Annotated in this window: 16 protein-coding genes; 15 read left to right on the top strand and 1 reads right to left on the bottom strand. The window is 41.0% G+C overall.

Going from position 1 to position 13031, the window contains the following annotated elements; all coding sequences use genetic code 11:
• The 10 genes from radC to AB4496_RS15525 form a co-directional block, all read left to right on the top strand.
• The coding region (gene radC / locus AB4496_RS15570) for a DNA repair protein RadC (RefSeq protein ID WP_372131312.1) at window positions 1-354 on the top strand (354 nt) is incomplete at its 5' end.
• Between the two features lie 292 nt (window positions 355-646).
• The gene (rpmB, locus tag AB4496_RS15565; RefSeq protein WP_004728407.1) at window positions 647-883 is read left to right on the top strand and encodes a 50S ribosomal protein L28; all 237 of its coding nucleotides are present in this window, start codon (window positions 647-649) and stop codon (window positions 881-883) included.
• 13 nt (window positions 884-896) lie between these two features.
• The gene (rpmG, locus tag AB4496_RS15560; RefSeq protein ID WP_002535344.1) at window positions 897-1064 is read left to right on the top strand and encodes a 50S ribosomal protein L33; all 168 of its coding nucleotides are present in this window, start codon (window positions 897-899) and stop codon (window positions 1062-1064) included.
• A 291-nt stretch (window positions 1065-1355) separates the two neighbouring features.
• The gene (locus AB4496_RS15555; RefSeq protein ID WP_009847979.1) at window positions 1356-1904 is read left to right on the top strand and encodes a hypothetical protein; all 549 of its coding nucleotides are present in this window, start codon (window positions 1356-1358) and stop codon (window positions 1902-1904) included.
• Window positions 1905-1906: 2 nt separating this feature from the next.
• Window positions 1907-2716 (top strand): bifunctional DNA-formamidopyrimidine glycosylase/DNA-(apurinic or apyrimidinic site) lyase, encoded by an 810-nt coding sequence (gene mutM / locus AB4496_RS15550; RefSeq protein ID WP_009847978.1) that lies wholly within the window; start codon window positions 1907-1909, stop codon window positions 2714-2716.
• A gap of 208 nt (window positions 2717-2924) precedes the next feature.
• A complete protein-coding gene (locus tag AB4496_RS15545; RefSeq protein WP_009847977.1) occupies window positions 2925-3875 on the top strand; it encodes a glycosyl transferase family 90 in 951 nt (316 codons plus the stop codon).
• Window positions 3872-4927 carry a lipopolysaccharide heptosyltransferase II gene (waaF, locus tag AB4496_RS15540; RefSeq protein ID WP_009847976.1) on the top strand — a complete coding sequence of 352 codons (1056 nt, stop codon included), beginning with the start codon at window positions 3872-3874 and terminating at the stop codon, window positions 4925-4927. The genes AB4496_RS15545 and waaF overlap by 4 nt, the downstream gene beginning before the upstream one ends.
• 13 nt (window positions 4928-4940) lie before the next feature.
• Window positions 4941-6245, top strand: coding sequence for a lipid IV(A) 3-deoxy-D-manno-octulosonic acid transferase (gene waaA, locus AB4496_RS15535; protein WP_009847975.1), 1305 nt, complete (start codon window positions 4941-4943; stop codon window positions 6243-6245).
• A complete protein-coding gene (locus AB4496_RS15530) occupies window positions 6242-6982 on the top strand; it encodes a glycosyltransferase family 25 protein (protein WP_009847974.1) in 741 nt (246 codons plus the stop codon). Before waaA ends, AB4496_RS15530 begins: the two co-directional genes overlap by 4 nt.
• Window positions 6983-6985: 3 nt before the next feature.
• Window positions 6986-7879 carry a hypothetical protein gene (locus AB4496_RS15525; protein WP_009847973.1) on the top strand — a complete coding sequence of 298 codons (894 nt, stop codon included), beginning with the start codon at window positions 6986-6988 and terminating at the stop codon, window positions 7877-7879.
• A gap of 1 nt (window position 7880) precedes the next feature.
• Here the strand turns inward: AB4496_RS15525 and AB4496_RS15520 are convergent, their stop codons facing one another.
• Entirely contained in the window at window positions 7881-8603 is a 723-nt protein-coding gene (locus tag AB4496_RS15520) for a 3-deoxy-D-manno-octulosonic acid kinase (RefSeq protein ID WP_009847972.1), read from the bottom strand.
• Window positions 8604-8674: 71 nt separating this feature from the next.
• Between AB4496_RS15520 and AB4496_RS15515 the strand changes: the two genes are divergently transcribed.
• The 5 genes from AB4496_RS15515 to AB4496_RS15495 all read left to right on the top strand — a co-directional run.
• Entirely contained in the window at window positions 8675-9775 is a 1101-nt protein-coding gene (locus tag AB4496_RS15515) for a glycosyltransferase family 9 protein (protein ID WP_032555300.1), read from the top strand.
• Entirely contained in the window at window positions 9768-10832 is a 1065-nt protein-coding gene (locus AB4496_RS15510; RefSeq protein ID WP_009847970.1) for a glycosyltransferase family 9 protein, read from the top strand. Before AB4496_RS15515 ends, AB4496_RS15510 begins: the two co-directional genes overlap by 8 nt.
• Window positions 10833-10841: 9 nt before the next feature.
• A complete protein-coding gene (gene coaD, locus AB4496_RS15505; protein ID WP_009847969.1) occupies window positions 10842-11321 on the top strand; it encodes a pantetheine-phosphate adenylyltransferase in 480 nt (159 codons plus the stop codon).
• Window positions 11322-11347: 26 nt separating this feature from the next.
• Entirely contained in the window at window positions 11348-12304 is a 957-nt protein-coding gene (locus AB4496_RS15500) for a glycosyltransferase (protein ID WP_009847968.1), read from the top strand.
• Window positions 12294-13031: lipopolysaccharide biosynthesis protein (locus AB4496_RS15495; RefSeq protein ID WP_372131310.1), on the top strand; the 738-nt coding region annotated here is incomplete at its 3' end. The genes AB4496_RS15500 and AB4496_RS15495, both read left to right, overlap by 11 nt.

Below are 13031 nucleotides of genomic sequence, written 5' to 3'. Positions count from 1 at the left end.
CACACCAAGTTGTATCTTTCGAGTATATTGCGTGATCGCCAGCGAGAAGCCTTCTATATACTGTTCCTAGATAACCAAAACAGAGTAATAAAAGATGAAGTGATGTTTGAAGGAACCATCGATGCAGCATCTGTTTACCCGAGAGAAGTGGTTAAACGGGCACTTCATCATAATGCAGCCGCTTTAATCCTAGCGCACAACCATCCTTCCGGTGTCGCGGAGCCAAGCCAAGCAGATAGGCGAATTACACGTAGATTAACCGACGCATTGGCACTAGTGGACATCCGAATTCTCGACCATTTTGTCGTTGGAGATGGCGAAGTTATCTCTTTTGCAGAGCGCGGATGGATTTGAATCACATTTTAGGTTGTTAGTTGCGTTAAATCTGCTATCATTCCGCCCACATTTTAGAACCTTAAATCAGCTCTGATTACTCAAATAGCTGCCCTGTTCAAAAAAAGATCACGAAATCCTTAAAAAGGATCTGTTCGGGTCTTGAGCAATGCATGTCAAGTTAGTATAATACGCGACCTTTGATAGCCTTGAATGGATTTTCCATTATGGTTTTTACCTCTATTTTCAGAATTGATAGAGAGGTTCGGCCACCAAGGTTGATATCGAGCTGAAACGATTTGGAGAGACATTCATGTCCCGAGTATGTCAAGTAACTGGTAAGCGTCCAGTAACGGGTAACAACCGTTCACACGCACGCAATGCTACCAAGCGTCGTTTTCTGCCGAACCTACAAACTCACCGTTTCTGGGTAGAGAGCGAAAAACGTTTTGTTAAACTACGTCTAACTGCTAAAGGCATGCGTATTATTGATAAGAAAGGCATCGATGCTGTTCTTGTTGATATCCGTGCACGTGGCGAAAACGTTTAAGAGGAATTAAGCAATGGCTAAAGGCATTCGTGAGAAAATCCGTCTAGTATCTTCTGCTGGAACTGGTCACTTCTACACAACTGACAAGAACAAGCGTAACATGCCAGGCAAATTTGAGATCAAAAAGTTTGATCCAGTAGTTCGCCAGCACGTTATGTACAAAGAAGCTAAAATCAAGTAATTGATAGCCCCTTTGTCTCTTCTTTTATAGAAGAATAAATTAAAAACCCAGCTTATAGCTGGGTTTTTTTATGCCCAAAATTTGGGAAGCCCCAGTGTTTTTGATAAGGGTAAGCATTATTGGCTCAATTTGGCACCTACCGTACAGACGTTACACTTGCCGATGAGCTTATGTGATAGAAAATTACTCAGGATAGAATGTGTCGCCATTTTCACGATATACTGAACACTCAATAGGTTAGATGAGCAGAATCAGATGAGATATCGTGGACGTCGATGGAACAACATACTCATGTTAAGCGTGATCGCTTTTATTGGGGTGCTAAACCTTCCAACATTGATCAAAACGTACCTTATCGAACCTGAGCCTGAACTTCAGGCAAGCAGCCCTTACCCTTATCTTTTAAACCCAAAAGCAGAACTTCAAGCCTTACACTTTACTAAGTGGTCGGTAGTGCAAGAAGACGGCCATTGGGTTTATCAAATGAAAGAGTCTGTCTCAGAGCAAAGTGTGAGTGCCCAAGAGTTATCGCAACGCTGGCAACAGCTAGTAGGCACGGAAGTCGACGCTAAAACTTATACTGACCTGACTCCCCAGCTTAATACGCCGTACACCATTGAAGTTTGGTATCAAGACCAAGAAGAGCCACAGCGTATTACCTATTATCAGCTTGCTGAGTTTTGGTTGCTAAAAAACTGGAATGATCAGTGGTTGGCGGTGTCTATTGAAGAGAGTTACTTGTTTCCAAGCTTTGGCTCAGAAGATTCATTTAAATCAGACCATCTCTTTAAAGCAGACAAGCTATCTATATCAGACAAACCACCTAAATCGGACGACTAACTATGCCTGAATTACCCGAAGTTGAAGTAAGCCGCATGGGGATCTCGCCTCATTTAGTTGGCGAGACGATTAAAACTCTGACTTTTCGTACCCCCAAACTGCGTTGGGATATCCCTCAAGAACTTAAGAAATTAGAAGGGCAGGTGATTCGCTCTATCTCACGCCGAGCTAAGTACCTATTGATAGAAACTGATACCGGAACAGCCATTGTGCACCTTGGTATGTCTGGCTCACTGCGCGTGTTAGACGCAGATTTCCCGCCAGCAAAACACGACCACGTGGATCTTAAGCTAACCAATGGCAAGATATTGCGTTACAACGATCCGCGTCGCTTTGGTGCGTGGTTATGGTCGGCGCCTGATGAAATACATACAGTATTACTGGGTTCTGGTCCTGAGCCACTAACTGACGACTTCAACGCAGATTACATTGCTGAGAAAGCAGAAAAGCGTAAGGTTGCCGTCAAACAGTTCATCATGGACAACAAAGTAGTGGTCGGTGTGGGTAATATCTACGCCAATGAAGCTCTGTTTTCTTCACGTATTAATCCTTTGCGCTCTGCAAGTAAGGTTACAAAACAAGAGTGGCTCTTGTTAACTAAAGAGATCAAGCAAGTACTCACGACGGCTATCAGACAGGGTGGAACAACGCTAAAAGACTTTGCCCAAGCGGATGGAAAACCGGGATATTTTGCTCAAGAGCTGCAGGTTTATGGTAAGGCTGGTGAACAGTGTCCTAACTGTGAAGAGCTGATTCAGGAACTTAAAATCGGGCAAAGAAACACGTTTTATTGCTCTAGCTGTCAGGTATAGATGTGTCCTTCTCAATACAGAAGTTGATATCACTTGAGGCTGTGTCTAGGGCACTTTATCTGATAAAATTACGGATATTATTGTGGAACTTGTCGTCTTCATTTCTAAAGGCAGAGTCTACCTCTAGAGCTTTGTTGATAATTCCTTGCCTATGGCTGCTGGCTTTGCCTTCGTTACATTACGTAAAAATAAAATATAAAGAGAAACTATGAAGATATTTTATTATCTAAAACATGCCTTGCTCTCTATCGCACCTCGTTTGTATTTTTCAAAACAGTTTGAAAAGCTGGAAAAGTCATATTCCGATCAAGCTGACTATATAAAAAGCAGAGTAAGTTATTATGTGAAAGGGCTCGGCGACTTTGATAAGGCTAGTCTAAACTGCGAGATTAGTAATTATTCTCGAAAAGGCTATACATCTTATTTCTTTGATCTTAAAGAGTTTCTTCATTATTTTCCAAAGTACTTTCGTTTCAGTTACTATTTTGGTGATGAAACGCATATAGAGCCAGTTCCAACGTTATTTAAAGCTCGTCCGATTGATGGGAACAATAGTAACTCTGTACTATTTAAATTAGATAAGCGTCGTCATTTCCGATTCGTGGATGATAACTTAAGTTTTTCTGATAAAAAAAATATGGCCGTATTTCGTGGTGCTGTGACTCAACCACATAGAATTCGTTTTATGAAAACTCTGTATGGTCATCCACTGATGAATGCAGGTCAATCGAATACTTCAGAGCAACACCCAGAGTGGCAACAGCCATTTATGACAGTAGAAGAGCAGCTTCAATACAAATTCATTATTTGCCTTGAAGGGAACGATGTTGCATCAAACTTGAAATGGGCAATGTCTTCAAACTCACTTGTCGTTACTCCAAAAATGAAATTTGAAACGTGGTTTATGGAAGGCACTCTGCAGCCAGGCATACATTATGTAGAGGTGAAGGATGACTGGTCGGATTTTGAGCAAAAAATTCAATACTATTTAGACAACCCTAAAGAGTCTGAACAGATGATCAAAAATGCGCATAAATACCTTGCTCCTTTCCAAGATGAACAACTAGAAAAATTGGTTTGCATTAAAACACTTCAAGAATATTTTAGACTATCTGGCCAAGCTATTAACGAACACGCTATTAACGAGCAAGACAAATGAAAATTCTGATTATTGGCCCGTCATGGGTTGGAGACATGGTAATGTCTCAAGGCTTATATATTGAGTTGCAAAGACAGTATCCTGACGCAAAAATTGATGTTTTAGCGCCAGCGTGGTGTAAGCCTATTTTGGAAAGAATGCCACAAGTCAATCAAGCTCTTGAAATGCCACTAGGGCATGGGCAATTTGATCTGAAATCTCGTTATAAGATCGGCAAATCGTTGAGGGAAGTACAGTACGATAAAGCGTACGTATTACCTAACTCCGCGAAATCAGCTTTAATTCCCCTGTTTGCACGCGTTCCTGAACGAGTTGGCTGGAAAGGTGAAATGCGTTTTGGTTTGCTTAATGACGTTAGAACCAATAAAAAAGCGTTTCAATACATGTTAGAGCGGTATGTAGCGTTAGCGCACCCTAAAGCTGAAATGACGGGTAGTGGTTGTTTAGGTGAATTGTCATCATTACCTTTTCCAAGCCTACAAGTTGTTGACTCCAGCCAACAAGAGGCTATGGAGCAATTTGGTTTAAACAATCAAAGGCCTGTCCTTGGTTTATGTCCTGGTGCTGAGTTTGGCCCTGCGAAACGTTGGCCTGATAATCACTTTGCAACAGCAGCGACAGCGATGATAAAGCAAGGTTACCAAGTGTGGTTGTTTGGCTCGGCTAAAGATCGTGAAGTAACCCAAAAGATAATCGAACAAGTCCCTGTTAATATGCAGCAGCATTGCTTCAATTTAGCTGGAGATACGAGCTTAATTCAGGCTGTAGACTTGATCGGGGCTTGTCGTACTGTCGTTAGCAATGATTCTGGGCTGATGCATGTGGCCGCTGCGGTGGGCTGTAATGTCGTGGCTGTTTACGGCTCTAGTTCACCTAAATATACGCCTCCGCTAACGAACAAACTGGCGATCATCAATACCGATATTGAGTGCCGACCTTGCTTTGAACGAACTTGTCCCAAGCAGCACCTAAAGTGCCTCACTGAGTTAATGCCGAGTAGAGTCATTAGTGCTATTGAGCAGTTTGATGTTATTTCCCAAGGCAAAATATAAATAAGGTCGTTATATGAGCATCGTCGTTCGTTGGGCCTATACCGCGCTACTTTTCCTTGTTAGCCCTATTCTGCTTTGGGGCTTATATCGCTCCAAAGCAAACAAACCGCCTTTTGGTCATCGCTGGAAAGAGCATTTCGGATTTACACCGCCTATTAAGAATAGACAATCGGGTGTGATTTGGATTCATGCCGTTTCAGTAGGGGAAGTGCTGGCGAGTAAAAAGTTAGTTGAACAACTGGCGATACAAAACCCAGATAAAAGAATACTGATCACTACAACAACGAGTACAGGCGCTGAGCAGGTCGAAAAGATGAGCGGTTCGATTAGCCATCGTTATATGCCTATTGATTTTAGTTGGTGTGTTCAACGTTTTATCAACCGCGTTCAGCCTGATAACATGCTCATTATTGAAACGGAATTATGGCCAAACACCATTAACACCGTTGCTAAAAATGATATTCCGATGATATTAGTTAATGGACGATTATCCGAAAAATCAGCCAGTAATTATCAAAAAATGAGTTCGTTAATTTATCCGACTATCTCTAAGTTAAATTTAATATTGACGGTACACTCTGATGATAAATCTCGATTTGAGTTACTAGGTGCGCCGAGCGAAAAAGTCATTGTCACAGGGTCAATTAAGTACGATGTGTCGATTGATAATAATGTAATCGCACAAGGCGAGCATCTTAAAGATATTTTGGGGCAGGGTAGGCAGATTGTTGTCGCCGCGAGCACTCATGCGGGCGAAGATGAACAAATTTTTAGAGCTTACCAACAAGCCAAAATCCAACGGCCAGAATTGCTGTTAGTGATAGTGCCTCGTCACCCTGAACGGTTTGATTCAGTTGCTGAATTGGCCAAAAACCAAGGCTTAGTTTTGGTTCGTCGAACCGAAGTTGTTGACGAGATACCGCTCGATGTCGACGTCTACTTGGGGGATACGATGGGAGAGCTTATGGTTATGCTTTCTGCGAGCGATCTTGTTTTTATGGGAGGAAGCCTACTTGGAAAGAAAGTAGGAGGACATAACTTCATCGAACCTGCGCTGCTTCAAAAATACTGCTTAACAGGGCCGAGCTATTTCAATTTTGCAGACCTGGCGAATCAATTGATCGACTCGAGCGCACTGTCTGTTGTAGCCGATGAGAATGAGCTTGCTTTACAAATGATCAGTGCATTATCCAAGCCTAAAGAGTTAATTGAAAAAGGGCGAATAGGCTATGGTATAGTTCAACAGAATCAAGGTGCGTTACAACAAACACTCCAATTGATACATCATTCAGCCACCAATATTGAGACATCACCATGATCAAAACTTTTGTTATTCATGTAAGCAAAGGCTACGAAGAACGTAGAAAACATATAGATAAGCACCTGCCAGAAGTGGGCATCACTGATTACGAATATATGTTAGCTGGTGATATCGATGATCTATCTGATGAGGTTAGAAATGGTTTTTTTGACGACTCCCTGAGGCTCCCTGAGAAGTCTTGCTTTTATAAGCACTACTTAGTGATGAAAAAAGTCGTAGAAGAACAAATTCCACAAGTATTAGTGTTAGAAGATGATGCTTTTTTAAATAGCGATTTTATTGAGCAACTAGAAGCTTTCCAAAATGAACTTCGTGGTGAAGAAAAGTATCTTGTAAATATTGAAGAGGCATCGAGCTTAGTACCTGCATCAGTAAGAGTTCCAAATCAACATCTGTACTTGTGTAAAACGAACAAGCTTACTGGTGGTTTGCTTTATGACCTTAGTTTTGCTCGTGCAATGGTAGAGCATATGGAAAGCAATATAACTGACGCACCTATTGATGGTTATATTGGTAATGAGCGAACGACATTAGAGTACAATATTTTTTGGACACACCCACCTTTGGTTCGTCAGGGCAGTAAAACCGGTGCATTTGATAGTGAGTTGAGTGGTAGAACCTCAGGACTTTATGCGACGGTTAGAAGTTGGTTTAAAGAGGGATACCGAACTCATGTTCGAAGCCATGTCAGCAGCAAGCACAAAGCACTTTTTAAAAATATTACGAAGTACTAAATTATGAAATCAGAATTGGCTAGAAAACACTTAACATTTGTCATTTATGGCAATGATAGAACTTACTATCAAGGCGCAAGATTTTGCATTTTGTCTTTTTTAGCCAATTGGGTTGAGGCAAATGGAACTAGGCCTGAAATTTCTGTTCTAGCAGAAGAGCCTGAGCACTTCGCTAATATGCCAATTAAAGTGTTTCCGATATCGCCAGCTCAAAAGGCTGAATGGAGTCTAGGCAATACTTATCACTTCAGAATCAAGAACCGCGGCTTAAAATATCTTTGTGATAATTTAGAGTTGAGTCCTGAAGATAAACTGCTTTTTTTAGATACAGATACGTACTTTAACGTGCCAACAAACGTTTATTTCGACTCTATATCGGATAAAAACGCGTTACTGTTTTGCTCAGAAGTGAACATCAATACTTTGCCAAGCACCAATGAATACGCACATATCAGAGATAGAGATATAAAGCTTATGGATGGCAGTGTCTACCGCACCAATCCAGACTCAGTTATGTGGGCGTCGGCAGTCATCGGTATCACCGGGAAACACACATCAGCTTTTGATTATGCCGATGTGTTGATTCAAGCGTTACGTCAAGAAGGGTGTGAGGCACACACTCTAGAACAGTTTGCGTTATCTGAAGCGCTCTCTACACAGGTGAATATTGAACCAGCGAAAGCTTGGCTCAATCATTATTCAACGAGTGGACGAAAAGACTGGGCGAGAACGGTGTTGGAACAGTTCTTTGAAGAACACGGAGATAAACCATTTGAAGAGCAAATACGCTTAGCTAAAGAAGTGTCCTTCAAGCGCCCTCTTGCTGAAGTGATTCGAGGGCATATCTATAAAAAGAAAAAGAAACTTCGTAAGTTATTTGGTTTGAAAGAAGAATAAATCATAGACTCTCAAGGGTACTCACTTTGTACCCTTGTTCAATTTGTGAAAAATCAAAGTGCTGAGCATCAATCCTTCCTAATCGAACTTCTTTTTCGAATGAGCGCTTAAGTCGCTTTAAATTACTCTCTTTCCAGCTATTACCTGTTTGCGTTAGGCATTTATCAAAATCGATAATCCAAACCTTGCCTGCTTTATCAACGAGAATGTTATGGATATTGAGGTCGGTATGATTGACCCCGGCATCGTGCATTTTTCGAATTTGATGACCAATATCGTTGAAATGGGAATCGGATAGTTTTTTGTTTGATAGTATCTTTACTAAGTCTTCTGCGTCGGAAATCTTTTCAATTAAAATATCGGCTTTGTAAACGAGCCCTTCTTGCGAAACTTTCGCAGCAACGGGTGTCGGGACATTAACTTTATGTGTGGCTAGAAGCTCAAGTAACATTAGCTCTTGGTATGCTCGTGAGTTCTCTAATCCAGTAAATAAATAGCTGTCTCTAACTAGCTTTCCAAACAAGCCGCCGCGATGATAATGTCGAAGAGCGAAATTGCTTTTTTCTCCCTTAACAAACCATGTTGTTCCTCTACCTTGAGCGTGCCCCAGTATTGCTTGATTCGCCTTCCAATAATCCACAGAAAAAGCCAATTCAACGTCTTCGGTGAGTAATTTAGGATTATACCAGTACGTTGTTTTATGGATTTGCTTTGTTGTAAACATGAATCACTGTCTCGTATTGGGGAGTTTATGGCATACTTGGTAGAACAGTATATCAAACGCCGAACAGATTAATGAACGATTCATGTAGTTACCAAAAAATATTAGTTGTTGCCACTCATTGCATTGGTGATAGTTTGTTGATCTCTGCTTTTACCCATAGTCTGAGAAAAGCGTTTCCGACCGCAACAATAGATGTTTTAGTTAATGCTAGAGGGGAGATGGTTTTTGGTACCAATCCAGACGTTGACTCTTTAGTTGAAATTCCGCCAAGAGCATCCGTTAAGGACTATTACCGAATTTTAAAAACGCATGGTCGATATGATTTAGTCGTCAATGAAATGCTTAATGATAGAACCGCTATCTATAGTTTTATCTTTGGCAAGAAAAGACTTGGTGCAATTGATGAATCGCTTTCTGGCGCCTGGGTTAAAAAGTTAATTTATACTCATTACATTAAAGAACAACATCGCTTTGAGCATAAAATGAGTCGCGTTGCTCGTATGCTGGATACCATAGATGTTAATTGTATTGCACGGCTTGTATCTCCCGAAGAGTTATTACCTTCAGCGGTTCAAAAGAGATTGCCATCAAACTACATTGTTGTGCATGCGCCATCCTCCAACGAAATTAAGCAGTGGCCAGTCTCGTATTGGGTTGAAGTCATCAATCGTCTGATATCTGCAGGTTATAATATTGTCTTATCTGGCGCTAAATTAGAACGAGACGAGACCATTGTTGAACAAATCATTAGCCAAGTTCCTGAATCGAATCAACTGGTCAGTGTTTTGGGGGAATTATCATTAGCTCAAACCTCTGTATTAATAAAACACAGTGATGGTTTTGTTGGACCTGATAGTGGCCCTGGTCACCTCGCATCAGGTTACTCTATCCCAATTGTATCTATTATTAGCGTAGCGCCAGCAAGCATGTGGTCACCTTGGCCATATGAAGAGCCAATTGATGTAACGAACAATTTATACAGCAATGGTGTTAGCTCCCAAAGAGTCGCCAATATTAGACTTGTGCAATCTGAACGTAACTGCGTCCCTTGTTATAAAAACAGATGTCAAATTAGCGATGATGTCTATTCGCCATGCCTTCAAGATATCAAGCCAGATAACGTTGTTTCTGCTGTTCTAGAAATGATGCCATTGGAATCGATCAATGAATAACGCTCTTTCTGCTCCAAAATCTATTTGTATTCTGCGTTTATCTGCCATTGGTGACGTTTGTCATGCCCTTTCTGTGGTGCAACTTATTCAAGCTACCTATCCAGAATGTCAGATCACGTGGGTGATGGGAAAAATCGAAGCTCAATTACTTGGTGATATACCTGGAATTCAAGTTGTAGTGTTTGATAAAAAACGCGGCCTAAAAGGAATGAAAGAAGTATGGAGAGCCCTGCGTTCAACTCGGTTTGATTATTTGCTGCATATGCAAGTTGCATTAAGAGCCAGCCTGTTAACGATCGGAGTAAAGGCAAAAGTAAAACTTGGTTTTAGTTGGACACGTGCCAAAGAGGGGCAGTGGCTCTTTACCAATCGCAAGCTACCAAAAACGGACGCATCTCATGTGTTAGATAATTTCTCTGAATTTGCTTACTTTTTGGGGTGTCCTAAGCAGATACCGACATGGGATCTTGCTTTGTCTGATGAAGACCAAAAACTATCGATGGAGCTTGCGCATGAGCCGTATATTGTTATTAGCCCTGCCGCGAGTAAAGATGAGAGAAACTGGTTAGTTGAGCGCTATGCCGCTGTCGCCGATCACGCTTATCAGTTAGGCTTTAAAGTGGTTTTTTGTGGTGCTCCAACGGATAGAGAGCGCAATTTAACTGACAATATATCTCAGCACATGACATCACCTTGTATTAACTTAGTAGGCTCAACCTCGTTAAAGCAGCTTACCGCAGTGATTGGTCAATCCAGTGTAGTGATCGCTCCTGATTCAGGGCCTGCACACATCGCGACGACTCAAGGTGTCCCCGTGATTGGTTTGTATGCGCACAGTAACCCAATGCGAACAGGGCCTTACCATAGTTTAGACAGTGTGGTTTCTGTCTATGAACAGATTGCTGAAGAGCAACACGGTAAAGCGGTTGACGAGCTTCCATGGGGAACCCGAGTAAAAGGAAAAGATCTTATGGCTCTTATTTCTACAGAATCGGTGATTGAGCAGCTAGACCGTGTATTAGGCCGATTGAAAAACAAGAAAACATCCAGTGAATAAAGGAATGTCATGAAAATAGCAATATACCCAGGTACTTTTGATCCAGTGACTAACGGCCATTATGACTTAATTAAACGTGCCGCATGTATGTTTGAAAAACTTGTCATTGGTGTCGCAGAGAGCCCAAGTAAAGCCACCTTATTTAGCTTAGATGAGCGTGTGGCCTTATTGCGAGAAACTTGCCATGAATTACCTAATGTTTCCGTTGAAGGTTTTAGCGGTTTGTTGGTTGATTTTGCGACCGAGCAAAACGCCTCAATTTTGGTGCGTGGCTTAAGAACAACAATGGACTTTGAGTATGAATTTGGTTTGACGACAATGTATCGTCGATTAAAACCAGAACTAGAGAGCCTGTTTTTGACACCTTCAGAAGAGTTTGCTTTTTTATCATCAACATTGGTTCGTGAAGTCGCTATTCATGGTGGAGAAATAGAGCAATTTGTTCCAGGGTGTGTTCATCAAGCTGTTGTCGCTAAAGTAAAGCTTTAAAAAATTAAGTAATTATGAATATTCTAATGTATACAAGAGCCACGTTACCTGTGGTGAATTATGGTGGAACCGAACGAGTCATTTGGGACTTAGTTTATGCTTTGCACCTAGCCGGGCACCGAGTGACGCTGCTCGCTGGTAAAGGAACAAAGTGTGATTGGGCGAGAGTCATAGAGTATCAACCGAATGTACCACTGCAAAGTCAGCTTCCAAATGATATTGATGTTGTGCATTTCCACTCTGATCTTGAGCCTATCTCTTATCCCTACATTTTAACGCAGCATGGTAATTCAGACGGCCCTATTGACCCTAATACCGTCTTTGTTTCATCTCAGCATGCAAAAAATCATGGTGCACAAGCTTATGTTTACAATGGCTTGAATTGGGACAACTACCAAAAGCCTAACTTTAACTTGAAACGAGAACGTTTCCATTTTCTTGGGAAAGCGGCGTGGCGAGTTAAAAATGTTCAAGGTGCCATTGATATTACCAAGAAAGCTGGCCAGCAGCTTGATGTGTTGGGCGGCCATCGATTGAACCTAAAAATGGGTTTCAGGTTAACGTTAGATCGTCATGTTCGTTTTTTAGGGATGGTGGACGATACAACGAAATCTCAGATCATGACTCAGTCAAAAGGTCTGATATTCCCCGTGACTTGGCATGAACCGTTTGGCTTAGCGATTACAGAGAGTTTGTATTTTGGTTGCCCAGTGTTTGGTACACCTTATGGCTCACTGCCGGAATTAGTTTCTAGTGAGGTAGGTCTTTTATCGAGCTGTGAACAAGATCTCGTAGAAGGGATCTTAAATTCTGACACCTATGAATCTGCTCGTTGTAATGAATACGCGAGAGAGCAATTCAATGCCAATGTCATGGCTGCAGCGTATGTTAGTTATTACGAGAAGGTAGTTGAAGGTAATAAAGCCAATAGTGCATTAGGAAGTATTGTCGAGTCTTTTAAAAGGTTGCCTTATGAACGATAAATTGAAACCGAAACTGGTTTTCGTAGGCTATAAGCAACAGTATGAAAAACTAGAAATTGATGTCCTATCGTCTGATTATGAAAAGCATCATATTTTCCTAAGTAAGTGGCTAGTTAAATTAGTTTCCTTTTTATTTTTCTATAGTAAAAAACACTATCATGAGGCTTATGGAGCGATCATAAGACGAAAAATAAAGGCACTAAATGGCTTCGATGTCATATTCACCACCGATTCTCTGAGAGATATAAAGTCGATATCAAAGATTGATGGGAGGAAGGTGATTGTTTTTAGAAATGTCACAGATGGAAGCCTGAACCACCACCTAAAAGGTTTTGAAACATATACTTTTGATGAAGGTGATGCAGCAAAGTATGACTTTAAGCATATTTACCTACCTATGCCTCAACTAAAAATCATCGATGAGATAGAAAAATCGTCTGATTTCGATGTTTCTTTTGTCGGCGTGGATAAAGGAAGGAAAGAAAAGGTTCAGAAAATAAAAGGTGCATTAGATGGTTTTAAGTGCAATTTTATTGTTTTTGACAAGAAACCGTCTTATTCCTATGTTGAATACCTAACCGTGATGCTCAATACCAAATGTGTATTGGAAATGGTTCTTGATGGACAGACGTCTGATACTATGAGGGTTAAAGAAGCATTGTATGCTCGAAAAAAAGTAATCACGAATAATACGAGTCTTTATAATCATCCTTTATACTCAAAAGAT

It is taken from the genome of Vibrio sp. 10N.222.46.A1 (assembly GCF_041473595.1).
Classification (GTDB): Bacteria; Pseudomonadota; Gammaproteobacteria; order Enterobacterales; family Vibrionaceae; genus Vibrio; species Vibrio tasmaniensis_A.
The sequence above is the reverse complement of the archived record's forward strand: the minus strand, read 5'-3'. Positions and strand labels throughout refer to the sequence as shown.